The organism is Tsukamurella ocularis (assembly GCF_024807615.1).
GTDB lineage: Bacteria > Actinomycetota > Actinomycetes > Mycobacteriales > Mycobacteriaceae > Tsukamurella > Tsukamurella ocularis.
Genome location: NZ_JANUCJ010000001.1, coordinates 76,530 through 101,776, shown reverse-complemented (window position 1 = coordinate 101,776; position 25,247 = coordinate 76,530). Strand labels below are relative to the sequence as shown.

The following is a 25,247-nucleotide window of genomic DNA, read 5'->3' as shown; positions in this document are numbered from 1 at the left end:
CGTCGACAGGGCAAGGATAAGTCACTACACACGAAAGGTCACGACCGATGACGGATAAGCCCACGATCGTCCTGGTTCACGGATTCTGGGGCGGGGCCGCCCACTGGGGAGATCTCATCGTCGAACTGCGGCGCCGCGGCTACCCCGAGCTACGGGCCGTTGAGAACCCACTGACCTCCCTCGCCGACGACGCCGAGCGCACACGGAAGATGGTCGCGCAGGTTTCTGGACCGGTACTGCTGGTGGGGCACTCCTACGGCGGCGCCGTGATCACCGAGGCCGGGAACCAGCCCAACGTCGTGGGCCTGGTCTACGTCGCGGCCTTCGCGCCCGACGCGGGCGAGAGCCCCGGCGCTATCACCGAGCAGCACCCGCCGGCCGCCGTCGACGCGATCGCCCCCGATTCCGACGGCTACCTGTGGATCGCGCAGGACCGCTTCCGCGACAGCTTCGCGCAGGACCTCGACGAGGACGCCGCGCTCGTCATGGCCGTCACTCAGAAGGCGCCGCTGGGCTCGACCTTCGGCGACACCGTGACGGATCCGGCATGGCGGCACAAGCCCAGCTGGTACCAGGTGTCCACGCAGGACCGGATGATCCACCCGGACAACGAGCGCCGGATGGCCGAGCGCATCGGCGCCCGCGAGGTGATCGAGCTCGACGCGAGCCACGCGTCGCTGGCCTCGCACCCCCGCGAGATCGCCGATCTCATCGACCGCGCGGTGGCCGGTCTCGAAGGTTGACCGTCGGGCCGGTCACTCCGAGCTGAGGATCATTCCTCGCCGCAGAGGTACTCCCGCATTCCGCACTCGGCCGACTCGGCGCGCAGCACTGCGCGCTGGGTCGGCCGAGCCGCGGCGTAGCGCTCGCGGCCGCCGTCGGTGATGGCGGTGAAGACCGACCGCCGGTCGCTCTCGCACATGCTGCGGGTCGTGAGGCCGTCCTTCTCGAGGCGCGCGACCAGGCGGGAGAGTGCCGACTGGGAGAGATGGACGTGCTCGGCCAGGTCGGCCATGCGGACCTTGGCGCGGTCGTTCGCCCGGGCGATCTCCAGTTGCTCCAGGACCTCGAACTCTGACGAGGTCAGCTCGTGCGCGGAGAGTGCGCGGTCGAGGGCGCAGGTCATGCGGGAGTAGTCGCGCATCAGCCGGTGCCACTGTTCGGCCAGCGCGTCGTCCGCGGGGGTGCAGGTGCTCACGTCGGCCGGAACGACGTCGCCTTTGACGCTCATGTCCGCAGTCTACACCGGACCGACGCAAAATATTCCTGCGCAATAAATGTAGACACATTTAATGCGTGCGCATAGAGTCTTCGGAGTGACCACGACACACGAACCCCCGACAGCACCGTCGAACCCGAACCCCGGGAGGGAAGAACTCCACGTCACCACCGCCTCCGGCTGGACCTCTCGCACCTGGCTGCTCCTGCTCGTCCTCTGCGGCGCCCTGTTCCTCGACGCCCTCGACATCTCGATGGTGGGCGTGGCACTGCCCTCCATCAAGGCCGCCCTCGGCATGGACCCGTCGTCCCTGCAGTGGATCGTCTCGGGCTACGTCCTCGGCTACGGCGGCCTGCTGCTCCTCGGCGGGCGCGCCGCTGACCTGATCGGCCGGCGTCCCGTCTTCCTCGGCGCCGTCCTCGTCTTCGGCGTGGCCTCCGTCGCCACCGCCTTCGTCGACCTGCCGACCGCGCTGATCGCGCTGCGCTTCATCAAGGGCGTCGCCGCGGCCTTCACCGTTCCTGCCGGCCTGTCGATCATCACCACGACCTTCGCCGAGGGACCGGCCCGCAACAAGGCCTTCTCCATCTACACGGTCGCCGGAGCCTCCGGCTTCTCGATGGGTCTGGTCTTCGGCGGCCTGCTCACCGAGATCTCCTACCGGCTCACCCTGCTCTTCCCCGGCCCTGTCGCCCTGGCGCTGGTCCTCCTGGGCTGGAAGGTCATCCCGCGCACCGCGCCGTCGGAGACCTTCGCGTTCAAGCGCTTCGACGTGGCGGGGGCCCTCACCTCGACCGGCGCGCTGCTGATCCTCGTCTACACGGTGGTCCAGGCGCCGCACCTCGGCTGGACCTCGCCCACGGTGCTCACCCTGTTCGCCGTGTCCGCGCTGCTCGCGGTGGCGTTCGTGGTGATCGAGGCCAAGCACCGGCACCCGCTGGTCCGGCTGGGCATCCTGCGCTCCGTCCGGCTGGTGCACGCCAACCTCGCCGGGTTCGTCATGTTCGGCGGCTACGCGGCCTTCCAGTTCCTCGTCACGCTGTACGTGCAGGACTCGCTGGGCTGGAGCCCCGTCGCCATGTCGCTGGCCTTCCTGCCCGCTGGCCTCCTCGTGGTGGCCTCGGCCACCAAGATCGACGCCGTGCTCGACCGGGTGAACAGCACCGTCCTCGTCGCCGTCGGCCTCACCGCCTTCCTCGGCGCGTACGTCTGGTTCCTCCGCGCGGAGGCCGGCGCCAGCTACTGGCTGTTCCTGTTCCCGACGATCCTGCTGCTCGGCGTCGGCTTCGCCCTCACCTTCCCGGCCGTGAACTCGCAGGCCACCGAGGGCGTGGACGACGACGAGCAGGGTCTCGCCTCCGGCCTGCTCAACACCTTCATCCAGGTGGGCGGCGCCGTGATGATGGCCGTCGTCACCGCGATCACCACCAGCGCGGGCGCACAGGCGCTGCCGGGGCAGCTGCTGCCCGGCATGACCACCGCCATCGCCGTGGTCGTCGGGCTGACCCTGGTCGGTCTCGCAGGCACGGTGACGGTTCTCGCCCTCGCCCGCCCGGGCCGGTCCGACGGTGCCGCCGACCCCGGTCCGGACTCCGCCGCCGGGGTGAGGGCCGAGGTGGGAAGTACCGTCGTCGACTGAGTAGTCCTACGCTGCCGCGCCGCACCCCGGCGCGGCAGCCTAGGTGCATGCCCCAGAACGCCCCGCAGACAGACCCCCGGCTCGACCGGCTCACCACCGAACTCGACATCACCGTGCGGCGCCTGCAGTGGATGCAGGCCGAGCTCGGCGCGATGCGGCGGCACGTGGTCGCCCCCGTGCTCATCACCCAGGCGCCGCGGCCGGCGACGGCTCCGGTGCCGGCTCCCCAGTCGCGCCACGTTCCGCCGCCCCCGCCGATGCCCTTCCCCGCGCTAGCTCCCGCGAGGCCGACGTCCGCACGGACTCCCGTCTTCACCGTCGCGCGTGTGCTCGCCGGCGCGGGCGTGCTCGTGACGCTGATCGGCATCGCGCTGCTCCTCGTCCTCGCCGCCCAGGCCGGACTCCTCGGCCCCACTGTCCGCGTCGGCCTCGGGTCGGCGCTCGCCGCGGGCCTCCTCGGTGCCGCGGTGTGGCTGCACCGCCGTCCCGGCGGCCGCATCGGGTCCGTCGCCCTGGCTGCCACCGGCGTCGCCGCGGCGTACCTCGACACCGTCGCCGTCACCGGGGTCTACGAGTGGGTGCCCCCGGTCGTGGGGCTGACCCTCTCCGGCCTCATCGCCCTGGGCGGGCTCGCGCTCGCCCAGCGGTGGCGCAGCCAGTGGCTCGGGATCGCGCTGTACGCCCCCGTCTACCTGCTGGCGCCGCCGCTCGCCGACAACGCGTACCTGCTCGGCGGCTTCACTCTGATCCTCGCCATCGCCTCGATCGGCGTCTGCCGCCCGGCCGCGTGGGCGTGGCTGCACGTGGTCCGCTCAGCCGGTACCTCGCTCACCCTCGCGGCGCTCGCCCTCGGCGCCGGATCGGCCGACGCCCTACCGATCCTCGGCGCGACGGTGCTCGGTGCCGTCGTCGGCCTCCTCGCCGCCGCCGACCCCGAGGCCCGCGCCGGCCGGTGCTGGGCGCTGGTCTCCGCCGGGATCGTCGCCGCGTCGCCCGTGCTGCTCGCGATGATCGCCGTTCCTGACTGGGCTGCCGCGTTCGCCGCCCTCGCCCTGGTCGCGGCGACGATCGCCCTCGGCCTCCTGCCCGGCACCGCGCCCGCGGTCCGCGGCGTGTGGTTCGGCGTCGCCGCCTTCGCCGCGCTCATCGGGTCCGTGCTCTGCACGCCCGCCGCCTCGCTGCCCGCGGTGCTGCTCGCCCTCGGGACCGGCGCGCTGATCGCCGCCGGCCGCGAACCGTCGGCCTGCTGGGCCGGCGCGGCCCTCGGCGGGATGGGCCTCGCCGTCGCGCTCGAGCGGTACGGCGCGACGACGACCCTGCTGGACGAGGCCGTCCGCCGCGGCGCCGGCACCGCCCCCGCGATCGCGGCCGCGGCCCTGGCGCTGGTCTTCGCCGTCACTGCCGCGTGGCGACTGCTGCCGCAGGTGCCGGAGGAGACCCGGAACCTCGTCGGCGTGGTCTGCGGCGTCGCGGCCCTCGGCGCGGCGACTGCGCTGCTCGCGAACCTCGGCTGGGCGATCGGGGGCGCGGAGGGCGCCCGCTGGGGCCATGGCGTCGCCACCGTCGCCTGGATCACGACCGGCGCCTACCTGCTGCTGCAGCGGCGACACAACTGGGGCACGGCGGGGAACTTCGCCGGGCTCGCGCTCATCGGCGGGGCCGTCGCCAAACTCTTCCTCTTCGACCTCGCCGCCCTCGACGGTGCGGTCCGCGTGATCGCCTTCCTGCTGGTCGGGATCACCCTCCTGGCGGTGGGCGCGGCGTACGCGGCCCGGTCGGACCGGGCCCGCCGCACCGTCGGATGACCTGCGCGGAAACGGCCCCGCCGGGCCGGACCCGCTGCGTAGGGTGACGCCATGCAGACCTGGGCCGAGATCACTGCGGACGTATCGCGGAACTGGCTCATCTACCTGTCCATGCCGATCATCGCGGCGCTCATCGGCTACGGGACCAAGGTGGTCGCGATCCGGATGATGTTCCGGCCGCATCAGTTCAAGGGCATCGGCAAGCTCGGCTGGCAGGGCATCATCCCGAAGCGCGCACCGCAGATGGTCGAGGTGCTGTGCGACACCCTGACCGATCGGCTGGTCTCGGCGTCGGACATCCTCGAGAAGGTGGACGCGGACGAGCTGGGCGACCGCATGGAGCGCCAACTGCGGCGCGAGGTCGCGCGGATCGTGCCGGAGGTGGCCGCCGAGTACCAGCCCGCGCTATGGAACCTGCTGCCGTCGACAGCCCAGGAGCTGGTGATTCAGCGCGCCCAGGTCATTGCACGGGACCTGGTGCCGAAACTGGTCGCGGCGATCCGGAAGAACATCGACGAGGTCTTCGACCTCAAGGAGATGGTCACGCGCGAGGTGCTCGCCGATCCCGACGTGCTGGAGAAGATGTTCCTCGACGTCGGCCGGCGGGAGTTCGCCTTCATCCGCAACAGCGGCCTCGTCTTCGGCTTCTTCATCGGCCTGCTCCAGGCGGCGTGCTGGGCGCTCTTCCGCAATCCGTGGATCATGCCGCTGTTCGGCCTCTTCACCGGCTGGTTCACCGACTGGGCGGCGCTGCGGCTGATCTTCAACCCGAAGGAGCCGAAGAGGTACCTCGGGTTCATCCCGTGGCAGGGCTTGTTCCAGAAGCACCGCATCCCCGTCTCCGAGGAGTACGGCGCGCTCATCGCCACGCGCGTGCTCACTGCGGAGCGGCTGGTCCGCTCGCTGTTCACGGGCTCGCAACGCGACCAGCTGGTCACCGTCGTGGCCGGCGTGCTGCGCGAGGCGATGGAGGACGAGATCCCCAGCGTCGAGAAGGCGCTGCGGAGCAACGCGCAGAACTTCGGCCTCGACAAAGTCGGCGTCGGTCCACTGACGGCCGGCAACCTGGTCGGCGTCGTCGCGGACGCGGTGGGGATGGTGGGCGGCGCCGTCGGCGGGCAGGTGGGCAGGGTCGCGGGCGGCCTCGATATGGCCCAGATAGGCCCGATGTCGCGCGCGGGCGCGGACGACTTCGTCGCGTCGATGCCGGTAATGCTCGGTGACGCCAACGACTACCTCGACGCGAAGCTCGACATCCGCTCGACGATGGTGCAGAAGATGGCGGCGATGACCCCCGACGAGTTCGAGGGCGTGCTCCGCCCGGCCTTCCAGGCGGACGAGAAGACGCTCATCATGGTGGGTGCGATCCTCGGCTTTCTCGTCGGTGAACTGCAGGTTCTGATGGTGGAGCACCTCACCCACTGAATTGTCCGAAGACCGCCCTTGAGTGCTAGCACTCCCATGGGTAGAGTGCTAAGTGGTTCGTGTGCGCGGGGAAATCCGCGCGCACAAGGTGACGCCGGCACCCGCGACGACGGCTGTGACTTTCGGGCCACCCTGACATACAGAAGATTTTCCACACATGGAGGCGAACTGTGGCGAGCGTGAACATCAAGCCGCTTGACGACAAGATCCTGGTGAAGGCCACCGAGGCCGAGACCACCACCGCGTCGGGCCTGGTCATCCCGGACACCGCCAAGGAGAAGCCGCAGACCGGCACCGTCGTCGCCGTCGGCGAGGGCCGCGTGACCGAGCAGGGCAACCGGGTTCCCACCGGCATCAGCGAGGGCGACACCGTGCTGTTCAGCAAGTACGGCGGGACCGAGTTCAACTACGACGGCGAGGAGTACCTCGTGCTCTCCGCGCGCGACGTCCTGGCCGTCATCGGCAAGTAACGGCGCATACGTGCGAATTCCGGACCGCCCCGCCCCTGGGAATCAGCCCGGGACGGGGCGGTCCGGCCGTTTCCGCAGAGCTTGAGGAGCTTTGAAACATGGCTAAGCAAATCGCATTCGACGAGTCGGCGCGCCGCAGCCTGGAGGCCGGTGTCGACGAGCTCGCCGACGCGGTCAAGGTCACCCTCGGCCCCCGTGGCCGCCACGTGGTGCTGGCGAAGGCCTTCGGTGGCCCCGTCGTCACCAACGACGGCGTGACCATCGCCAAGGAGATCGAGTTGGAGGACCCGGTCGAGAACCTGGGTGCCCAGCTCGTGAAGTCCGTGGCGACCAAGACCAACGACATCGCCGGTGACGGCACCACGACCGCCACCGTGCTCGCACAGGCGATCGTCAAGGAGGGCCTTCGCAACGTCGCAGCCGGCGCCAACCCGATCGAGTTCGGCAAGGGCATCGGCGCGGCGGCGGACAAGGCCGCCGAGATTCTGGTCTCGCAGGCCACCCCGGTGGACGGCGAGAAGGCGATCGCTCAGGTCGCGACCGTCAGCTCCCGCGACGAGGAGCTGGGCGCGATGATCGGCTCGGCGATGACCAAGGTCGGCGCCGACGGCGTCGTCACGATCGAGGAGAGCTCGGGCGTCGAGACCGACGTCGTCGTGACCGAGGGCGTGCAGTTCGACAAGGGCTACATCTCCCCGAACTTCGTCACGGACCTCGAGGAGCGCAAGGTCGTCTTCGACGACGCCCTGGTGCTGCTGGTCCGCGACAAGATCTCGTCGCTGCCCGACTTCCTGCCGCTGCTCGAGAAGATCCTCGAGACCGGCAAGCCGGTGCTGATCGTCGCCGAGGACGTCGAGGGCGAGCCCCTGTCGACCCTGGTGCTCAACACGCTGCGCAAGACCATCCGCGCCGTCGCCGTGAAGGCGCCGTTCTTCGGTGATCGCCGCAAGGCCTTCCTGGAGGACCTCGCCATCGTCACCGGCGGCACCGTCATCAACACCGACCTGGGCCTGAGTCTGGCCACGGCCGGCATCGACCTGCTGGGCAGCGCCCGGCGCGTCGAGGTGACCAAGGACGCCACCACCATCGTCGACGGTGCCGGCTCCTCGGAGGACGTCAAGCAGCGCGCGGCGCAGATCAAGGCCGAGATCGAGAACAGCGACTCCGACTGGGACCGCGAGAAGCTCTCCGAGCGCCTCGCGAAGCTGGCCGGCGGCGTGGCCGTGATCCGCGTGGGCGCGCACACCGAGACCGAGCTCAAGGAGCGCAAGCACCGCGTCGAGGACGCCGTCTCCGCCGCGCGCGCCGCGGTCGAGGAGGGCATCGTCTCGGGCGGTGGCACCGCGCTGGTCAAGGTCAGCGCGCAGCTGGCCGACCTCGAGGACGGCGCCGAGGGCGACTTCAAGCTGGGCGTGCGTGCCTTCCGGCGCGCGTTGACCGCCCCGCTGTACTGGATCGCCACCAACGCCGGCGAGGACGGTGCGGTCATCGTCAACCAGGTGACCGAGACCGGCAAGGGCTTCAACGCGGCCACGCTGGTCTTCGGCGATCTCATCGCCGATGGCGTCATCGACCCGGTGAAGGTCACCCGCAGCGCCGTGGTGAACGCCGCGTCCGTGGCGCGGATGATCCTCACCACCGAGGTCACGGTCGTCGACAAGCCGGCCGACGAGCCCGAGGACGCGCACGCGGGGCACTCCCACTAGGAGATGCCTCCCGGGCCCGTCCCGAGCAGAACGAAGCGCCCCCGACCAGACGGTCGGGGGCGCTTCTGCGTTCCGGGGAGAAGGTCAGCCCGCGATGCGGCTGGTCTTGACCCGTGACTTCGAGGCGAGGGCGGCGCGCTCCGACTCGGACAGACCGCCCCAGATCCCGTAGGGCTCGGCGACGGTGATCGCGTGGGCGCGGCACTGGGTGAGGACGGGGCACGTGCGGCACAGCTCCTTGGCGCGCCGTTCGCGCTGTGCACGGGCCCGGCCGCGCTCGCCGTCGGGATGGAAGAACACCGAGCTGTCGACCCCGCGACACACGCCATGCATCTGCCAGTCCCAGAAATCCGAGTTGGGACCGGGGAGCTCGTTGGGTTGAGGCATGCGCATTCTCCAGACACTCGGCGTTCTCGCGGGCGTGGAAACGTCGTTGTTCCTCTCGCGCACTCACCGTAGGCAGTTCGCCAGACGAAGGTCAACCCGCTCGGGGGTATCCGGGGGGTGATTCGATCACAGTGAGAATTAACGTCGTGTTCATTCATGCCGCCGGGGTGCGTCGTTGGAATTGCGATCGTGAACCGAGTGTCGCGGGAGATATTTCTGCAGGTAGTGCTATGTTTTGAATTATCGTACGCCGTGATTATGGAGAGTTCGGTGGCGGTCGACGGGTCGGAATCGTCTTACATGTCGGTAACGTCAACGCCTGTGAACGGCCTCAGTACGCCATTGTCACGCGTGCAAATTCTGGAAGGTTAAATCTTTGGAAACTGGACAGTCGGGAGCCTCCGCGGAGGACCTCCTCGTGGCGGCGTTCGGATCGGACTGCGGCCCCGTCGGGCCGCTCGCCGGTCCGCAGGGGCGGGCGTGGTTGCGGGCGGTGGCGCTGGCGGGCGCCGGGCGGTTCGCCGCCGCCCGGACCCTGACGGCCCGGATCTCCGACGGCCCGTTCGCCTCCGCCTCCCGGTGTCTCGAGGCGTCGATGCTGCGGCAGTCCGGGCGGCACCGCGCCGCCAGCGGTCCCGACGGTGCCGCCCTGGCCCTTGCTGTCGGAACGCGAGACCAACCTGGGTACGGTCTGATGGTGGCTTTGATGGTCGACGCGACGGTGGGGCTCGCAGCGGACGCCCTCGGGACCGGACGGTATGCGCTGAGTGCGCGGCTCCTCGCACGCGCCGACGAGCACCTCGCGGCGTTCGGAGCCGGCGCGGCAGCGCCGGCTGGGCCGGGCAGTGCGATATCGGGGCCGACCCCGTGGTGGACGGTGCCCCGTGCCCGGCTTCGCCGGGACTGGGTCGCCGCCGAGCTCGCCGTGTACTCCGGAGATACCGCGGGGGCGGCGGACGCCGTCGACGCCCTGCTCACGGCTGACCCGGGAACGAGTCGCCCGCGTCACCACGCGAAGACGCTTCTTATCGCGGGGGCCGCGGCGGCGGCCTCGGAGCAGGCCGATCGGGCCTCGGTACTCGTCGAGGACGCCTACCGGGTCGCCACCGAGTCGGTGTTGAATCCTCTAAGGTGGGCCGGTGCGAAAATGATGAGCAGTACGTCAGGGGAGGGGCGGGGTGCGGGGGCGGCGCGGATCGCGGCTGCTGTGGAGGAGGAATGGGTTCGTGATGGCGCGGATCTGGCAGGGGTGTAACGGCGGAATGCAGGCTGGCGATGAATCTGACAGGTGAGGAGCTCGACCGGGCCGTGCGCGGAGCAGCGCAGGGCGACAGGTCTGCGCTCGCAGATGTTCTCGACACCATCCGACCTCTCGTCGTGCGGTACTGCCGTGCACGGGTCGGGGGCGGCGAGCGTCACTCGCTGTCGGCTGAGGATTTGGCGCAGGAGGTGTGCATGGCTGTAATGACGGCGCTGCCCCGTTATCAGGACCAGGGGCGTCCCTTCATGGCGTTCGTGTACGGCATCGCCGCGCACAAGGTCGCAGACGGCTTCCGGAACGCCTCGCGTAACAAATCCGACCCCGTCGGCGAGATCCCAGAGAGAGCGTCGCTGGAAGGCGGGCCCGAGAGCCACGCGCTCGCCACTGAGGCGAGCCGTGACATGGCCCGACTGCTCAGCACGCTCCCCGAGAAGCAGCGCGAGATCCTGATCCTCCGCGTGGTCGTCGGCCTGTCGGCCGAGGAGACCGCGGAGGCCGTGGGTGGCACCGCCGGTGCCGTTCGCGTGGCCCAGCACCGCGCGCTGACCAAGCTGAAGAACCAGATCGCGAAAGAAGGTGAGAACTGACATGGCCGACGATAACGACAAGCGGGGCGACAACCACGGGCGCTTCGACCCGCATGACCCGGAGCGCACGGCGGCTCACCGTCTGGGCCCGCCGATGCGCCCGATGCGGCCCGGTGCACCTCGCGACCTGGGGGCTGACGACACCGGCTTCATCGACCGCGTCACCGACGACGGCGCGCCCGTCGACGTGGCCGCGGTCCGCCGCGACGACGATCTGATCGAGGCGCTCGCGGCCGGTGGCGCCGTCACCACCGCGGACCAGACCGAGTTCGCGCTCGCGTCACTGCTCGCGGACTGGCGCGACGAGATCGTCACGACGCCGGTCCCGGCCGGTCCGTCGGTCGACGAGTTGGTCGCCGCCACCGGGGCGGGGCGCCGCACGCGGGGCTTCCGCCCGGCGCGGCCGACTCGCCCGGTGCCCCCTCCCGCGGTCGGCGGCGTACCGTCCGGCGATGTCACGCCGATCGGCGACGCGCCCTCTCGGCGCAAGCGGTTCGGCCTGGTGGCCGGTGCGGCCGCCGCGGCCGTGGCGATCCTCGGCGGCGGCACCGTGCTCGTGAACTCCGCGAGCCCGGGCGACGGCGCGCTGTGGAGCGTCAAGGAGGTCGTCTTCTCGGACGCCGCCTCGCAGACGATCGCCACCTCGGAGGCGAAGGCGCAGCTCGAGAGCGCGGACAACGCCATCGACTCCAGCAATCAGGCTGAGGCGCAGGCCGCACTGGTCAGCGCCCGGCAGCAGGCCGCCAAGGTGAAGAACCAGAAAGACCGCGCCGCGCTCGAGGAGCGGATCCGCGCCGCGGAGGCGCGCGCAGGGCTGCCGGTCGGATCGACCGACCTACCCACCTCGACGCGTCCGCCGGCGCCGTCGCCCTCGCCGTCGGTCCCCCCGACGTCGACGACGGAGCCGACGGTGACTATCCCGACGACGGAGCCGACCCGTCCGACCGTACCGACGTACCCGACCCGTCCGACGACGCCGTCGACGACGGTGCCGACGACGACGCCGGAGCCGGAGCCGACGACCACGACGCCCACCACGACTGCTCCGACGACGACCAACTCCGCGACGACCACGACGGAGCCCACACAGACGACCACGACGACCCGGTCTCGGCCGACCGTCACGACCACGCCGGCCGCGGCCTCGTCGGTTCTTACGGAAGTGCCGGAGGACTGGTTCCCGCGGTAGCGATGTCGCCGCGACAGCGGCGGTAGGACGAACGACGAAGGCCCCCACCGTCGCGGTGGGGGCCTTCGTCGTCTCCGGGTCGCGACGAGTGCCGGATCACTCCTCGTTCGCGAGGTTCATCGCCGCATCGGCGTAGCCGCGGCAATAGTCCCAGGTGACGTAGGCGTCGGGCGCCGGATCGTAGGCGGGCTCGTGCGGCCGGACGGTACCGTCGACCAGCAGCTGCAGCAGGTTCGCGCGCAGCATGTCCCAGTCGTGGTAGTGATCTTCCTGACAGTCGTCACAGCAGATCACCAAGCCGCGGACGCCGCGGTGCGCGAGCAGCGCCTCGTAGACGGAGAGGTCCGCGAGGTCCTCCTCGACGGCGAGCCGCTCGGCGGGATCGAGGGGCTGACCAGGGTCGAGCGAGTCCAGCGCGGCCGTCGGGTCGCTCGGGTCGTCGGCGAACGGGTCCGGCGGGAGGCCGGGGGGAAGATTGTTGCGCACGCCCCCACGGTACGCAGGAATGACCGGGGAAGGCCAGTCACACGCGCGTGATGAGCGCAGTAATCCGCCGCGTACCATGGATACATGACGCGCTCCGCCTCTCCCGCGCCCGCACCCGGCAACGTTTTCATCGGGGGCGACGACCCCGCGAAGGTGGCGATGCTCGGCCTCACCTTCGACGACGTCCTCCTCGTTCCCGCCGCCTCCGATGTGATCCCGTCCGGGGTGGACATCTCCACCAAGCTCACCCGTGAGATCACCCTCAAAGTGCCACTGATCAGCTCCGCGATGGACACCGTCACGGAGGCCCGCATGGCCATCGCGATGGCCCGCAACGGCGGCATGGGCGTCCTGCACCGCAATCTCTCCATCGAGGCGCAGGCGCAGCAGGTCGAGACGGTGAAGCGCTCCGAGGCCGGCATGGTCACCGATCCCGTCACCTGCAGTCCGTCGAACACGCTCCGCGAGGTCGACGAGATGTGCGCCCGGTTCCGCATCTCCGGCCTGCCCGTCACGGACGAGAAGGGCACGCTGGTCGGCATCATCACCAACCGCGACATGCGCTTCGAGGTCGACTTCGACCGCCCCGTCGCCGAGGTGATGACCAAGACGCCGCTGGTCACTGCGCAGGAGGGCGTCACCGCCGAGGCCGCGCTGGGCCTGCTGCGGCGGCACAAGATCGAGAAGCTGCCCATCGTCGACGGTAGCGGCAAGCTGACCGGTCTGATCACGGTCAAGGACTTCGTCAAGACCGAGCAGCATCCGAACGCGACGAAGGACTCCGACGGGCGCCTGCTGGTCGGCGCCGCGGTCGGCGCGGGCGACGAGGCGTGGGAGCGCGCGATGGCGCTGCGCGACGCCGGCGTCGACGTGCTGGTGGTCGATTCGGCGCACGGGCACTCGAGCGGCGTGCTCAACATGATCGAGAAGCTCAAGCTGGAGCTCGGCGACGACGTGCAGCTCATCGGCGGCAACGTCGCCACCCGCGGTGGCGCGGCGGCACTGGTCGCGGCCGGTGTTGATGGCGTCAAGGTGGGCGTGGGCCCCGGCTCCATCTGCACCACGCGCGTGGTCGCCGGCGTCGGCGCCCCACAGATCACGGCCATCCTCGAGGCGACCGCGGCGTGCGCGCCGGCGGGCGTGCCGGTCATCGCCGACGGCGGCCTGCAGTTCTCGGGCGACGTGGCGAAGGCCCTCGCGGCGGGTGCCTCGACGGCGATGCTCGGTTCGCTGCTCGCGGGCACCGCGGAGTCGCCGGGTGAGCTGATCCTCGTCGGCGGGAAGCAGTTCAAGAGCTACCGTGGCATGGGTAGCCTCGGTGCCATGCAGGGCCGGGGCCAGGCCAAGTCCTACTCCAAGGACCGCTACTTCCAGGACGACGTGCTCTCCGAGGACAAGCTCGTCCCCGAGGGCATCGAGGGTCGTGTGCCCTTCCGTGGCCCGCTCGGTTCGGTGATTCACCAGCTCACCGGCGGCCTCCGCGCGGCCATGGGCTACACCGGCAGCCAGACCATCGAGGACCTCAACCGCGCCCAGTTCGTGCAGATCACCGCGGCGGGTCTGAAAGAATCGCACCCGCACGACATCACGATGACGGTCGAGGCGCCGAACTACACGCGCTAGAACCCTGCTGAACAGGCACATTCGGAGCGGTCGCTCCGGAACCGGAAGGACTGAGCGCGTTGCGCGACATGGTTGAGATCGGCATGGGTCGCACGGCCCGGCGCACCTACGAGCTGCAGGACGTGAACATCGTCCCCTCGCGGCGCACCCGTTCGTCGAAGGAGGTGTCCACCGCCTGGCAGCTCGACGCGTACCGCTTCGACACCCCGATCCTCTCGCACCCGACGGACGCGATCGGCTCGCCGGAGTTCGCGATCGAGCTCGGCAAGCTGGGCGGCCTGGGCGTGCTCAATGCGGAGGGCCTGTTCTCCCGGCACCGTGACGCGGAGGCACAGCTGGAACAGGTCGTCGAGCTCGCCGCATCCGACATCACCGGCATCGCGGCGATCCGCCGCCTGCAGGAGCTGCATGCGGCGCCACTCGATCCCGAGTTGCTGGCCGCGGCCGTCGGCCGGGTCCGGGACGCCGGGGTGACGGTGGCGGTCCGAGTCTCCCCGCAGCGCGCCCGCGAGCTGACGCCGGTACTGGTCAAGGCGGGCATCGACCTGCTGGTGATCCACGGCACCATCATCTCGGCCGAGCACGTCTCGAACGAGGACTCGGCGGGGGAGCCGCTCAACCTCAAGACCTTCATCGGTGACCTCGACATCCCCGTCGTCGCGGGCGGCGTGAGCGATCACCGCACCGCGCTGCACCTCATGCGCACCGGCGCCGCGGGGGTCATCGTCGGCTACGGCTCGGCCGAGGGCGCGACGACCACCCGCGAAGTTCTCGGCATCGGCGTGCCGATGGCGACCGCGATCGCAGACGCCGCGGCCGCGCGGCGCGACTACCTCGACGAGACCGGCGGTCGGTACGTGCACGTCATCGCCGACGGTGACATCTACAGCGCCGGCGATGTGGCGCGTGCGATCGCGTGCGGTGCCGACGCGACGATGCTGGGCGCGCCGCTGGCGAACGCCGCCGAGGCGCCGGGCAAGGGCTGGTACTGGCCGTCGGTGGCCGCGCACCCGTCGATGCCTCGCGGCGCCGTCGCGCCCGCGCAGCTCGGCGGGCTGGACGCAGGGGAGGGCGTCGCCGCGCCGTCGCTCGCGACCATCCTCACCGGTCCGTCGACGGAGCCGAACGGCCAGTTGAACCTGGTCGGCGGCCTGCGCCGGTCGATGGCCAAGGCGGGCTACAGCGAGCTCAAGGAGTTCCAGAAGGTGGGACTCAATGTCGCGTACTGAGCGCGAAGCCCTGTTATTGAGTGAAGTTTAGTAGTACCGTTACCCGTCAGTAGGGCCGTTTCAGCCGCGGCCCGGTGACACATGTCCACCGCGGACGGGTGAGGGGTGCCAGATGGCCAAGGCAGTCAAGCAGAAGTCGGGCGATCACTTCGACGTGCTCGTGATCGGTTCCGGGTTCGGCGGCAGCGTCACGGCGCTGCGCCTGACGGAGAAGGGCTACCGCGTCGGTGTGCTCGAGGCCGGCCAGCGCTTCGAGGACGAGGACTTCGCCGAGAGCACCTGGAACCTCAAGAAGTTCGTCTGGGCGCCGAAGATGGGCCTGTACGGCATCCAGCGGATCCACCTGCTCAACGATGCCGTGGTCCTCGCCGGCGCCGGCGTGGGTGGTGGCTCGCTGAACTACGCGAACACGCTGTACAAGCCGCCCGCGCCGTTCTTCAACGACCCGCAGTGGAAGCACATCACCGACTGGGACGACGAGCTCAGCCCGTTCTACGACCAGGCCCGCCGCATGCTGGGCGTGGTGAAGAACCCGCACGAGACCCCGTCGGATCGCGTGATCAAGCAGATCGCGGAGGAGATGGGCGTCGCGGACACGTTCACCGAGACCCCGGTGGGCGTGTACTTCAATCAGCCGGGCCGCACCGACGCGGACCCGTTCTTCGGCGGCGCCGGCCCCGCCCGCACGGGCTGCACCGAGTGTGGCCAGTGCATGTCGGGCTGCCGCGTGGGCGCCAAGAACACGCTGATGAAGAACTACATCCACCTCGCGGAGGCGGGCGGCGCGCGCTTCATCCCGATGACCACGGTGACTGCGCTGCGCGAGGGCCGCAAGGGCGTCTGGGAGGTGTCGACGGTGCGTACCGGTGCCGTCGCGCGCAAGAACCGCACGGTCTACACGGCGGACAACGTGGTCTTCGCCGCCGGCACCTGGGGCACGCAGACCCTGCTGCACTCGCTCAAGGACACTGGCGCGCTGCCGAAGCTCTCGGAGCGGCTCGGCGTGCTCACCCGCACCAACTCCGAGTCGATCCTGGGTTCGGCGCGCACGGTGGCCGACCCGTCGCAGGACCTGTCGCAGGGCGTCGCGATCACCAGCTCCTTCTACCCGACGCCCGATACCCACATCGAGCCCGTCCGCTACGGCCCCGGCCGCAACGCCATGGGCCTGCTGCAGACACTCCTCGTCGACGGCGGCGAGAAGCGCACCCGCCTCGGCGGCTTCCTCAAGGGCCTCGCCAAGAAGCCGACGGACCTCAAGCTTCTACTCACGCAGAAGGACTGGGGCCAGCGTGTGTTGATCCTGCTGGTCATGCAGAGCCTGGACAACTCGATCACGACGTATACCAAGAAGATCCCCGGCTCGAAGAAGCGGCGGATGGTCTCCAAGCAGGGCCACGGCGCGCCGAACCCGACCTGGATCCCGGCGGGCAACGAGGCGGCGCGGATCGGCGCGGAGAAGCTGAACGGCGTGGCCGGTGGCACCTGGGGTGACATCTTCAACGTCCCGATGACCGCCCACTTCCTCGGCGGCGCAGCGATTTCGGAGACGCCCGAGACCGGCGTCATCGACCCCTACCACCGCATCCACAACTACCCGTCGCTGTTCGTGGTCGACGGCGCCGCCATCTCCGCGAACCTCGGCGTCAACCCGTCGCTGTCGATCGCGGCGCAGGCCGAGCGCGCCGCGTCGCTCTGGCCGAACAAGGGTGAGGCCGACCCGCGCCCCGCGCAGGGCACCGGCTACCAGCGCATCGCCGCGACCGCGCCGAAGGCGCCGGCCGTGCCCGCGGGCGCGCCCGGCCAGCTGCTGCTGCCCCTGCCGAAGGTCCGTCCGGCACAGGAGTCGCAGGCCTGAGCCGGTCACGATTTCCGAAATTCGAGTCCTACGGCCCATGGAGGCAGGATTTCGCCTCGGCTGCCCGCAGGACCCGACTTTCGTCAGCGCTAACCTCGATGTCATGACGCGAGTCGAAGAAATCGTGGCCGAGCTCGCGGCGCTCGAGGACCCGAAGGCGCGGGCGGTCAATGAGCGGCACGGTGACCCGCACGGGGTGAACCTGACGAAACTTCGGGCGGTGGCGAAGGCGATCGGCACCGACCGTGGGCTGGCGGGCGAGCTGTGGGATTCGGGCGACGTGGCGGCGCAGCTGGTGGCCCTGCTCATCGCGAAGCCGAAGCAGTTCACGGCGGACGAGCTGGAGGCGATGCTGCGCACCACGCGCAGCGATAAGGCGCACGACTGGCTGCTGAACTACCTGGTGAAGAAGTCGCCGTACGTGGCGGTACTGCGCGCCCGATGGTTCGAGGACGACGACCCGAGGGTCCGAGCGGCCGGCTGGGCGCTCACGACGCATGTGGTGACCACCGCCGACCTCGACCGCGACGCGCTGCTCGGCACCATCGCCCGCGAGATGCGCGACGCCGAGCCGAAGCTGCAGTGGGCCATGAACGAGACCCTCGCGACGATCGGCATCGAAGACGAGGCCCGCCGCGCCCGCGCGATCGCGATCGGCGAGGACCTCCAGGTACTCGCGGACTACCCGGTGTCGAAGGGCTGCACCTCGCCCTTCGCGCCGGCCTGGATCACCGAGATCGTCCGCCGCCGCGAGGCCTAGACCGGGCGCTTGTCAGACCGGAACCGAGAGGCCGCGACCGACGTCCGCTCGCCGCACGCGGCGCGAGAACGAGCGGTCCTCGCCGGGCGTCGGGTCCGCGTCACCCGCGACGAGTTCCTCTGGTACGCCCCCGTGCCGCTGTGGGAGCCCGCGGACGTGCCGTGATGTCCCGCCCTCTGTCGGATCGCGGCCCCGCCCGCGACTAGACTGAGCCGGGTGACGGACTCCTCACCCAACCCCGTTCTGGTCGTCGACTTCGGCGCGCAGTACGCGCAGCTGATCGCGCGCCGCGTCCGCGAGGCGCGGATCTACTCGGAGGTGGTGCCGCACACCATCACCGCCGAGGAGGTGCGCGCCAAGAACCCCGCCGCCATCGTGCTGTCGGGCGGCCCCGCGTCGGTGTACGCGGAGGACGCCCCCAACCTCGATTCCGCGGTCTTCGACCTCGGCGTCCCGGTCTTCGGCATCTGCTACGGCTTCCAGATGATGGCGAGGGCCCTCGGCGGCACCGTCGCCAACACGGGCGGGCGCGAGTTCGGGCGGACCACCCTCACACCGCAGGGCGACGGTGTCCTGCACGTGGGGCTCCCGGCCGAGCAGCCGGTGTGGATGAGCCACAACGACGCCGTGCAGGTCGCACCCGAGGGCTTCTCGACGGTGGCGTCGACGCCCGGTGCCCCGGTCGCCGCGTTCGAGAACGCGGACAAGCGGATGGCCGGCGTCCAGTACCACCCCGAGGTGCTGCACAGCCCGCACGGGCAGGAGGTGCTCACGCGCTTCCTGTACGAGATCGCCGGGCTCAAGCCCACCTGGACCGCGGCGAACATCGCCGAGCAACTCATCGAGGACGTGCGGGCCCAGGTCGGTGAGAACGGCCTCGCGATCTGCGGCTTGTCCGGCGGTGTGGATTCCGCGGTCGCGGCCGCGCTGGTCCAGCGCGCCATCGGCGAACGGTTGACTTGTGTCTTCGTCGATCACGGCCTGCTGCGGCAGGGCGAGCGCGAGCAGGTGCAGAAGGACTTTGTCGCTGCGACGGGCGCGCGCCTGGTCACCGTCGATGCCGAGGAGACCTTCCTGTCCCGCCTGGCCGGTGTCTCCGACCCGGAGACGAAGCGCAAGACGATCGGCGAGCTGTTCATCCGCTCCTTCGAGGGCGCGGTCTCCGAGGTCGTCGGCACGGCGGACGCCAAGGTGGCGTTCCTCGTCCAGGGCACGCTGTACCCCGACGTGGTGGAGTCGGGCGGCGGCGCGGGCACGGCGAACATCAAGAGCCACCACAACGTGGGCGGCCTGCCGGAGGACCTGGAGTTCACGCTCGTCGAGCCGCTGCGCCTGCTGTTCAAGGACGAAGTCCGCGCGGTCGGCCGCGAGCTGGGCCTGCCGGAGGAGATCGTCGGCCGCCAGCCCTTCCCCGGGCCGGGCCTGGCGATCCGCATCGTCGGCGAGGTCACCCGCGGCCGCCTCGACCTGCTGCGCAAGGCCGACGCGATCGCCCGCGAGGAGCTCACCGCCGCGGGCCTCGACGGCACCATCTGGCAGTGCCCGGTCGTGCTGCTCGCCGACGTCCGCAGCGTGGGCGTACAGGGCGACGGCCGCACCTACGGCCACCCGATCGTGCTGCGCCCGGTCAGCTCCGAGGACGCGATGACCGCGGACTGGACGCGGGTGCCCTACGAGACGCTCGAGATCATCTCGACCCGCATTACGAACGAGGTCGAAGAGGTCAACCGCGTGGTGCTCGACGTGACGAGCAAGCCGCCGGGGACCATCGAATGGGAATAGCGGACGTGTTCTGACCTGTGCCGCCGGTACCGTCGGCGCCATGACGATTCTGGTGACGGGTGCAACGGGCAATATCGGGCGGAAAGTGGTCGACGAGCTGGCGGCGAGGGCTGTCTCGGACATCCGGGCGCTCACCACCAACCCCGCGAAGGCGGCGCTACCGAGCGGGGTGGAGGCCTTCAGCGGCTTCATCGGCAAGCCGGAGACGCTCGACGGCGCCTTCGAGGGCGTGAGCGCGATGTACCTGGCGCCGTACGAGCCCACCGCCGCCGAGGTGCTGCGCCGGGCGAAAGACGCGGGCGTCCAGTACGTGGTCGCCACGTCGGGCAGCGCGCACTGGCAGGCGCTCACCGACACGATCCTCGCGAGCGGCATCGACGTGACGGTGCTGGGCCCGGGCGAGTTCATGGAGAACTTCGCGGGCTGGGCCGGGCAGGTCGCCGCCGGCGTGGTCCGCGAGCCCTACCCGGACGCGGGCAGCGCGCCGATCTCCATGGACGACGTCGCCGCGGTCGCCGCCGCGCTGTTGGCGAACGAGGACCGGTCGGCGCACGTCGGCGAGGTCTACGAGCTCACCGGGCCGAGCTTCCTCACTCGCGTCGAGATGGCCGCGCAGATCGGCGAGGGCATCGGCCGCGAGGTGGGCTTCGAGCAGATCAGCCGCGAGGAGGCCGAGGCGGCGCTGCGCCCCGAGATGGGCGACATGGCCGGCTGGTACTTGGACCTGCAAGACGCCTCCCGCCAGTATCGGCAGGAGGCGAACTCGCTGGTCGAGGAACTCAGTGGCCGTCCGGCGATGAGCCTGGCGCAGTGGGCGGCGCGGAATCGGAGCCTCTTCGCGGCCTGATCAGGGTCACCCCCGCCACCACGACGGCACCGATCGCGAGGATCCCGAGCAGGGTGCCGGCGTCGATCAGGCGGGGGCCGCCAACGATCCCCCAGGCGGCGATCGCGAGGGCCGCGATCCCGGCGACCAGAAGCGCGGGCGACGTGCCGCGCTCGCGGCCGGAGCTGTTGTCAGCGGACACGATTCACCTCCACATTGCCCACGTTGCCCTGGGCGTCGATGGTCAGGGTGGGGGCGCCGGGGGTCACGACGCTGTTCAGGGCCGTGGGGCAGTCGGAGTCCCCGACCGACACCTGGCACTGCACCGTGACGTTCATCGCGGCGGGGATCTGGATCTGCGTGTCACCCACGCCCACCCGGGTGGTCACCGTGCGGTCGTGGTCGAGGGTGAGCTGCCGCAGGTCGAGCTGTAGCGAGCCCACCTGGAGGACGTACTGCTCCTGGAGGTCGGTGGGCGTTGGCACCACGAACTGCTTGTCGCCGCGCGGGGCGTCGGCGAAGCCGCTCATCACGTTCTGCGCCATCGTGCCCACGATCACGAAGCCCGCCAGGGGGATCGCGACGGCGAGCAGGCCGTAGCCGCTGCGCCGGAAGGCGCCCGCGACGAGTCCGGCGCCCACCACGCCGAGCACGATGGCGGCGGCCACCACGGGCGAGATCGGCACGGCGAACACGAGGTTGAGGGTGGCGATGGCCGCGGCCGTGAGCAGGGCGATGCCGAGCGTGACGGGCGTGATTCGGGTGCGGCGCTTGGGCTCAGCCGGGACCGGGGCGTGCGCCGCCGCCGGCTCGGGCAGGTCCCAGGCGAAGGGCGCCGCGCCCAGCGGATCCCAGCGCGGCGGATGGATCTCTTCGGTCACCTGCGTCTGCACGCGCGGGGCCTCGGGGGTCGGCGCCTTCCGCAGGTTCAAGGGCTCCGACGGTGCCGGAGCCTGCTCGGCGGCGGGACTCGCCTCCGGCGCCTGCTCCGGAGCGGGAGCGTCGGTCTTCGGCGCCTCCGGTCCGTGGGCCGACGTGGCGCGAGGATCGGCCGGCGGCGTCCACACCGGCTGCCACGGGAACTGGGCCGCGGGCGGCTGCCAGGCCCCGACGGGGGCCGCCGGCGCGAGCCTCGTGGAGACGGCGGTGCCGGGCGGGGGCACGGGCAGACGCTGGTGCAGCGCGTACCACCCGGCCGCCAGCAGGGCGATGCTGATGAGCCCGGCACCCGGCCACGAGGAGCTCATGCCGCTGCCGAAGGTCACCGCGATCACCGCCGCGATGATGAGGACGAAGGTCGGCGGGCCCGAGCGCTGCACGGGCGTGCCGTACGCGTACTCGGATTCCTTGGGGAGCACGAAGACGCCGACGATGTAGGCGACGAAACCGAGTCCGCCGAGCACCGTCGCCCCGATGAACGCCGCGCGGACCAGCGCGACGTCCACCTGGTAGCGGCGCGCGAAGCCCGTGCACACGCCGGCGATCGGCGCATTGCGGGCCCGGAGCGGCCTGGTCTCCCACATCTGCCGGAGCTCGCTGGAGAGGGTTGTCGTATCCATGCCTTCGATCCTGCGGGCCGCGGCGGCCCCGGTCCATCGGGATCTACCCTGAAATCGCGGTGCCGTGCCTCGGGGTGAAGGGTGATCTTTCAGGGGCTTCCCCGATACCCGAGGGCGACGATCCGTGCCACCATCGAGGGATCATGAGCAGACGAGCACAGCGCCGCTGGGCGCGGCACCAGGCTCGCCAGCAGGCGTGGCAGCAGGGCTGGCAGAACTGGCAGCAGGGCGCGAACCAGGCCCCGGCGGCCGGGTTCCGCGCGCCCGCGCCGTCGGGCCGCGCACCGTCGGGCATCGTCCCGTCGGCCGCCGCGCGGCCCGCCGTCGTCCCGCCGCCGGTGCAGCCGGCCCCGGCACCGTCGTACCCCCGTCTGTACCGCCGCAACGGCGGCGCGGTGATCGGCGGCGTGTGCGGCGGCATCGCCGATCACCTCGGGGTCGACGCCACCAAGGTCCGCATCGCCTTCACCCTGCTCGCGCTGCTGGGCGCGGGCGTGGTGATGTACGCGCTGCTGTGGTTCATGTGCCGACCGGGCACCGACACCGAGCATCCCGACCCGGCCGAGCGCCGTCAGGGCCTCGCACTGGCGGTCCTCGGCGTCGTCGGTGCCGCGACCCTCGCCTCCGTGGCGAGCAACACCAGTGCCGGCTTCGTGGTTCCCGTGCTGGTCATCGGGATCGGCGCGGCCCTCGTCTGGCGGGAGGCCGATTCCGCTTCGCGGACACCGGTGTCCACGCATGCGGGTGGCTCCCGGCTCATCACCGGGCTGCGGATGCTGGGCGGGGTCACGCTGGTGATCGTCGGCCTCGCCGTGGTCTTCCTGGGGCGGGTCGACGTGGCCGCGATCCCGACGGCTCTCGCCGCCGTCGTGCTCACGCTGGTCGGCGTCGCACTGCTCACTGTACCGATCTGGGTGCGTATGTGGCGCGACCTCGGCGCCGAGCGCGCCGCCCGGGTGCGCACCATCGAGCGCGAGGAGATCGCCTCGCACCTGCACGATTCCGTGCTGCAGACGCTCGCCCTCATCCAGAAGCAGTCCGCCGACGGTGCTGCCGTCAAGCGCCTCGCGCGCAGCCAGGAGCGCGAGCTCCGGGAATGGCTGTTCGGCGGCTCCGAGGCCCCGGCGCAGTCCCTGGCCGCGGCGCTCAAGGCCGCCGCGGCGGACGTCGAGGACGCGCATTCGGTCGCGGTCGACGTCATCACCGTGGGCGACGTGGAGGGCGCCGAGCTCGGCGTCGACGACCGGTTCACCGCCCTGCTCGGCGCCGCGAAGGAGGCGATGGTGAACGCCGCCAAGCACTCCGGCTGCGAGAGCATCGACACCTACGCGGAGGTCGACGAGGCGTCGGTGTCCGTCTTCGTGCGCGACCGCGGCGTCGGGTTCGACCTCGACGGGGTACCGTCGGACCGGCAGGGCCTGGCCAAGTCGATCCGGTCCCGGATGGAGCGCCGCGGCGGCAGCGTCGCGGTCCGCACCGCCCCGGGCCGGGGCACCGAGGTGCGGCTGTCGATGGCGAGGCTCGCCGAGGGCGACGAGACGGTCGCGGCGGAGACAGCGGAGGAGAGTGCGTGAGCTACCGGGTGTTCCTGGTCGACGATCACGGCGTGTTCCGGTCCGGCGTGCGCGCCGAACTGGCCCGTGAGGATTCCATCGAGGTGGTGGGCGAGGCCGGCACCGTCGGCGAGGCCGTGGCGGGCATCCTCTCCGCCGGCCCCGACGTGGTGCTGCTGGACGTGCACATGCCCGACGGCGGCGGCGTCGCCGTGCTGCGCGGCGTGACCGACGGCGCGCCCCGCGCGAAGCTCGAGAAGGCGCCGGTCTTCCTCGCGCTCAGCGTGTCCGACGCGGCGGAGGACGTGATCGCCACGATCCGCGCCGGCGCCCGCGGCTACGTCACCAAGACCATCTCGGGGGAGGAGCTCGCCGACGCGGTGCGCCGCGTCGCCGAGGGCGATGCGGTCTTCTCGCCCCGGCTCGCAGGCTTCGTGCTCGACTCCTTCACCGGCCGCTCGCCCGTGCCGGAGCCCGCGTTGGACCCGGAGCTGGACTCGCTCACCCCGCGCGAGCTGGAGGTGCTGCGCCTGCTGGCGCGCGGCTACACCTACCGGGAGATCGCCGAGGACCTGTTCATCTCGGTCAAGACCGTCGAGACCCACGCCTCGAACGTGCTCCGCAAGACGCAGCAGAGCAACCGCAACGCTCTCACCCGCTGGGCGCACACCCGCCATCTCGCGGACTGACCGCGCCGGGACTCAGCCCAGCGCGATGATGATGCCCGCGATGATCGCGGCGAGCACGATGAAGCCGCCGATGATCCATGCCGCAAGAACGGCGTTCGACGTCTTGGACGGGGGCGCCACCGGCGGCGGCACGTAGGCGCTGGGCCGCGGCGCGGGCGGGATCGGCCGCTTCCGCTCGATCGGGCCCGACGTCGCCGTGCGCGCAGACGGTGCCCGGTCGCCGGGCGAACGCTCACCGGCGGTGCGCCGCAGCCACACCGCGGGCGCGCCCTCGGTCGCCTGCAGCGGGGCGGCGAGGATCGCGGCGGGGTTGCCGCCGCCGGCCGCGACCGCAGCGAGCCGGTCCCGCGCCTCGATCAGCGAGGGCCGCCGCTTCGGGCTCGGCTGCAGCATGTCCAGGATGACGCGGACCAGCGGACCGTCGTTCTTGGGCGGATTGATCTGTCCCAGAGCGACTTTGTGCAGTAGGGCGATCGAGTCCTCGTCGACACCGAAGGGCGGCGCGCCCTCGAGCGCGGTGTACAGCGTCGCGCCCAGCGAGTACAGGTCGGAGGCCTCGGAGGGCTCGGTGCCGCGGGCCACCTCGGGCGCGAAGTAGGCGGGCGTGCCGGTGATGATCCCGGCCGGGCTGGACTGCCCGTCGTCCTTGGCCCGCGCAATGCCGAAGTCGGAGAGCTTGACGGTGCCCGACGCGCGGCCACGGTTGGCGATGAGGATGTTGCCCGGCTTGATGTCCCGGTGGATGATCCCGGCTTCGTGTGCCTCGACGAGGGCATCGGCCATCTGCGCGCCGATCTGTGCGACCTGTCGTTCGGGCATCGAGCCGGTCATGTGCAGCACCTGGGCGAGCGAGCGCGAGGGCAGGTACTCCATCACCAGCCAGGGCTCGCCGCGGTCGAGGGCCACGTCGTACATGGCGACGGCGTTACGGTGCTGCAGCCGGGCCGCGAGCCGGCCCTCGTGCAGGGCGCGCCGACGCAGCTCGTCGGCCTCCTCCTGGGTGAGCCCCTCGGTGGAGATGACCTGCTTGGCGGCGACGTCGCGCTCGAGGCGCTCGTCGCGGGCGAGCCACACGGCGCCCATGCCGCCGCCGCCGATCTTGGAGGTCAGTCGGTAGCGACCGGCGACCAGGTGATCGGGCCCGGGAACGCCCCTGATCGCGCCGCTCGCACCCGTCGTTTCCGCCACGCCGTT

Annotated in this window: 24 protein-coding genes; 18 read left to right on the top strand and 6 right to left on the bottom strand. The window is 71.0% G+C overall.

Going from position 1 to position 25,247, the window contains the following annotated elements; translation table 11 throughout:
- The first annotated feature begins 47 nt into the window (after positions 1 to 47).
- Positions 48 to 743, top strand: a complete 696-nt coding sequence (locus tag HNP44_RS00490) for an alpha/beta hydrolase (protein ID WP_259143914.1) — start codon at positions 48 to 50, stop codon at positions 741 to 743.
- 29 nt (positions 744 to 772) lie between these two features.
- Here the strand turns inward: HNP44_RS00490 and HNP44_RS00485 are convergent, their stop codons facing one another.
- Entirely contained in the window at positions 773 to 1,231 is a 459-nt protein-coding gene (locus tag HNP44_RS00485) for a MarR family winged helix-turn-helix transcriptional regulator (protein ID WP_259143913.1), read from the bottom strand.
- 61 nt (positions 1,232 to 1,292) lie between these two features.
- On the opposite strand from HNP44_RS00485, the gene HNP44_RS00480 reads away from it, so the two are divergent.
- From HNP44_RS00480 to groL, 5 genes are all read left to right on the top strand, one after another.
- Positions 1,293 to 2,858: an MFS transporter gene (locus HNP44_RS00480; RefSeq protein ID WP_259143912.1), complete on the top strand. Its 1,566-nt coding sequence runs from the start codon at positions 1,293 to 1,295 to the stop codon at positions 2,856 to 2,858.
- Positions 2,859 to 2,905: 47 nt separating this feature from the next.
- A complete protein-coding gene (locus HNP44_RS00475) occupies positions 2,906 to 4,663 on the top strand; it encodes a DUF2339 domain-containing protein (protein ID WP_259143911.1) in 1,758 nt (585 codons plus the stop codon).
- Positions 4,664 to 4,714: 51 nt separating this feature from the next.
- Entirely contained in the window at positions 4,715 to 6,088 is a 1,374-nt protein-coding gene (locus HNP44_RS00470; RefSeq protein ID WP_259143910.1) for a DUF445 domain-containing protein, read from the top strand.
- A gap of 170 nt (positions 6,089 to 6,258) precedes the next feature.
- Positions 6,259 to 6,558: a co-chaperone GroES gene (gene groES, locus HNP44_RS00465; RefSeq protein WP_259143909.1), complete on the top strand. Its 300-nt coding sequence runs from the start codon at positions 6,259 to 6,261 to the stop codon at positions 6,556 to 6,558.
- Between the two features lie 98 nt (positions 6,559 to 6,656).
- On the top strand, positions 6,657 to 8,264 hold the full coding sequence (groL, locus tag HNP44_RS00460) for a chaperonin GroEL (RefSeq protein ID WP_259143908.1): 1,608 nt from the start codon (positions 6,657 to 6,659) through the stop codon (positions 8,262 to 8,264).
- An 84-nt stretch (positions 8,265 to 8,348) separates the two neighbouring features.
- On the opposite strand, the gene HNP44_RS00455 is transcribed toward groL, so the two are convergent.
- Positions 8,349 to 8,651, bottom strand: coding sequence for a WhiB family transcriptional regulator (locus HNP44_RS00455; RefSeq protein ID WP_259143907.1), 303 nt, complete (start codon positions 8,649 to 8,651; stop codon positions 8,349 to 8,351).
- 418 nt (positions 8,652 to 9,069) lie between these two features.
- On the opposite strand from HNP44_RS00455, the gene HNP44_RS00450 reads away from it, so the two are divergent.
- From HNP44_RS00450 to HNP44_RS00440, 3 genes are read left to right on the top strand one after another with little or no spacing between them, the layout of a single operon-like run.
- Positions 9,070 to 9,906: a hypothetical protein gene (locus HNP44_RS00450; RefSeq protein WP_259143905.1), complete on the top strand. Its 837-nt coding sequence runs from the start codon at positions 9,070 to 9,072 to the stop codon at positions 9,904 to 9,906.
- A 20-nt stretch (positions 9,907 to 9,926) separates the two neighbouring features.
- Positions 9,927 to 10,499: a sigma-70 family RNA polymerase sigma factor gene (locus tag HNP44_RS00445; protein WP_259143904.1), complete on the top strand. Its 573-nt coding sequence runs from the start codon at positions 9,927 to 9,929 to the stop codon at positions 10,497 to 10,499.
- A gap of 1 nt (position 10,500) precedes the next feature.
- A complete protein-coding gene (locus HNP44_RS00440; RefSeq protein WP_259143903.1) occupies positions 10,501 to 11,688 on the top strand; it encodes an anti-sigma-D factor RsdA in 1,188 nt (395 codons plus the stop codon).
- Between the two features lie 96 nt (positions 11,689 to 11,784).
- On the opposite strand, the gene HNP44_RS00435 is transcribed toward HNP44_RS00440, so the two are convergent.
- A complete protein-coding gene (locus HNP44_RS00435; RefSeq protein WP_068522523.1) occupies positions 11,785 to 12,174 on the bottom strand; it encodes a DUF5319 domain-containing protein in 390 nt (129 codons plus the stop codon).
- An 84-nt stretch (positions 12,175 to 12,258) separates the two neighbouring features.
- On the opposite strand from HNP44_RS00435, the gene guaB reads away from it, so the two are divergent.
- The 7 genes from guaB (at position 12,259) to HNP44_RS00400 (ending at position 20,273) form a co-directional block, all read left to right on the top strand.
- A complete protein-coding gene (guaB, locus tag HNP44_RS00430) occupies positions 12,259 to 13,797 on the top strand; it encodes an IMP dehydrogenase (RefSeq protein WP_310437647.1) in 1,539 nt (512 codons plus the stop codon).
- 59 nt (positions 13,798 to 13,856) lie between these two features.
- Positions 13,857 to 15,026 (top strand): GuaB3 family IMP dehydrogenase-related protein, encoded by a 1,170-nt coding sequence (locus tag HNP44_RS00425; RefSeq protein WP_259143901.1) that lies wholly within the window; start codon positions 13,857 to 13,859, stop codon positions 15,024 to 15,026.
- Positions 15,027 to 15,138: 112 nt separating this feature from the next.
- Complete coding sequence (locus HNP44_RS00420) at positions 15,139 to 16,884, top strand: GMC family oxidoreductase N-terminal domain-containing protein (RefSeq protein ID WP_259143900.1); 1,746 nt, start codon at positions 15,139 to 15,141, stop codon at positions 16,882 to 16,884.
- Positions 16,885 to 16,987: 103 nt separating this feature from the next.
- Positions 16,988 to 17,644, top strand: a complete 657-nt coding sequence (locus HNP44_RS00415) for a DNA alkylation repair protein (protein ID WP_259143899.1) — start codon at positions 16,988 to 16,990, stop codon at positions 17,642 to 17,644.
- A 9-nt stretch (positions 17,645 to 17,653) separates the two neighbouring features.
- Complete coding sequence (locus HNP44_RS00410) at positions 17,654 to 17,809, top strand: hypothetical protein (RefSeq protein ID WP_259143898.1); 156 nt, start codon at positions 17,654 to 17,656, stop codon at positions 17,807 to 17,809.
- 51 nt (positions 17,810 to 17,860) lie between these two features.
- Complete coding sequence (guaA, locus tag HNP44_RS00405) at positions 17,861 to 19,426, top strand: glutamine-hydrolyzing GMP synthase (protein ID WP_259143897.1); 1,566 nt, start codon at positions 17,861 to 17,863, stop codon at positions 19,424 to 19,426.
- 40 nt (positions 19,427 to 19,466) lie between these two features.
- Positions 19,467 to 20,273, top strand: a complete 807-nt coding sequence (locus HNP44_RS00400) for an NAD(P)H-binding protein (RefSeq protein WP_259143896.1) — start codon at positions 19,467 to 19,469, stop codon at positions 20,271 to 20,273.
- Here HNP44_RS00400 and HNP44_RS00395 read toward each other — a convergent pair.
- On the bottom strand, positions 20,206 to 20,454 hold the full coding sequence (locus tag HNP44_RS00395) for a hypothetical protein (protein WP_259143895.1): 249 nt from the start codon (positions 20,452 to 20,454) through the stop codon (positions 20,206 to 20,208). The two genes, HNP44_RS00400 and HNP44_RS00395, sit on opposite strands and share 68 nt — an antisense overlap.
- Entirely contained in the window at positions 20,444 to 21,811 is a 1,368-nt protein-coding gene (locus tag HNP44_RS00390) for a PspC domain-containing protein (RefSeq protein ID WP_259143894.1), read from the bottom strand. The genes HNP44_RS00395 and HNP44_RS00390 overlap by 11 nt, the downstream gene beginning before the upstream one ends.
- 143 nt (positions 21,812 to 21,954) lie before the next feature.
- Between HNP44_RS00390 and HNP44_RS00385 the strand changes: the two genes are divergently transcribed.
- Together HNP44_RS00385 and HNP44_RS00380 are read left to right on the top strand one after the other, a co-directional pair.
- Positions 21,955 to 23,385, top strand: coding sequence for a PspC domain-containing protein (locus HNP44_RS00385; RefSeq protein ID WP_259143892.1), 1,431 nt, complete (start codon positions 21,955 to 21,957; stop codon positions 23,383 to 23,385).
- Positions 23,382 to 24,053 (top strand): LuxR C-terminal-related transcriptional regulator, encoded by a 672-nt coding sequence (locus tag HNP44_RS00380; protein WP_259143890.1) that lies wholly within the window; start codon positions 23,382 to 23,384, stop codon positions 24,051 to 24,053. Before HNP44_RS00385 ends, HNP44_RS00380 begins: the two co-directional genes overlap by 4 nt.
- 12 nt (positions 24,054 to 24,065) lie before the next feature.
- On the opposite strand, the gene HNP44_RS00375 is transcribed toward HNP44_RS00380, so the two are convergent.
- Positions 24,066 to 25,241, bottom strand: coding sequence for a serine/threonine-protein kinase (locus HNP44_RS00375; RefSeq protein WP_259143888.1), 1,176 nt, complete (start codon positions 25,239 to 25,241; stop codon positions 24,066 to 24,068).
- Between the last annotated feature and the right edge of the window lie 6 nt (positions 25,242 to 25,247).

Bases quoted from the DNA above. Each gene is read 5' to 3' on its own strand.
- HNP44_RS00490 (WP_259143914.1), top strand. From the start codon at position 48: ATGACGGATAAGCCCACGATCGTCCTGGTTCACGGATTCTGGGGCGGG.
- HNP44_RS00485 (WP_259143913.1), bottom strand. From the start codon at position 1,231: ATGAGCGTCAAAGGCGACGTCGTTCCGGCCGACGTGAGCACCTGCACC.
- HNP44_RS00480 (WP_259143912.1), top strand. From the start codon at position 1,293: ATGCGTGCGCATAGAGTCTTCGGAGTGACCACGACACACGAACCCCCG.
- HNP44_RS00475 (WP_259143911.1), top strand. From the start codon at position 2,906: ATGCCCCAGAACGCCCCGCAGACAGACCCCCGGCTCGACCGGCTCACC.
- HNP44_RS00470 (WP_259143910.1), top strand. From the start codon at position 4,715: ATGCAGACCTGGGCCGAGATCACTGCGGACGTATCGCGGAACTGGCTC.
- groL (WP_259143908.1), top strand. From the start codon at position 6,657: ATGGCTAAGCAAATCGCATTCGACGAGTCGGCGCGCCGCAGCCTGGAG.
- HNP44_RS00455 (WP_259143907.1), bottom strand. From the start codon at position 8,651: ATGCCTCAACCCAACGAGCTCCCCGGTCCCAACTCGGATTTCTGGGAC.
- HNP44_RS00445 (WP_259143904.1), top strand. From the start codon at position 9,927: ATGAATCTGACAGGTGAGGAGCTCGACCGGGCCGTGCGCGGAGCAGCG.
- HNP44_RS00440 (WP_259143903.1), top strand. From the start codon at position 10,501: ATGGCCGACGATAACGACAAGCGGGGCGACAACCACGGGCGCTTCGAC.
- guaB (WP_310437647.1), top strand. From the start codon at position 12,259: ATGACGCGCTCCGCCTCTCCCGCGCCCGCACCCGGCAACGTTTTCATC.
- HNP44_RS00420 (WP_259143900.1), top strand. From the start codon at position 15,139: ATGGCCAAGGCAGTCAAGCAGAAGTCGGGCGATCACTTCGACGTGCTC.
- HNP44_RS00415 (WP_259143899.1), top strand. From the start codon at position 16,988: ATGACGCGAGTCGAAGAAATCGTGGCCGAGCTCGCGGCGCTCGAGGAC.
- HNP44_RS00400 (WP_259143896.1), top strand. From the start codon at position 19,467: ATGACGATTCTGGTGACGGGTGCAACGGGCAATATCGGGCGGAAAGTG.
- HNP44_RS00390 (WP_259143894.1), bottom strand. From the start codon at position 21,811: ATGGATACGACAACCCTCTCCAGCGAGCTCCGGCAGATGTGGGAGACC.
- HNP44_RS00385 (WP_259143892.1), top strand. From the start codon at position 21,955: ATGAGCAGACGAGCACAGCGCCGCTGGGCGCGGCACCAGGCTCGCCAG.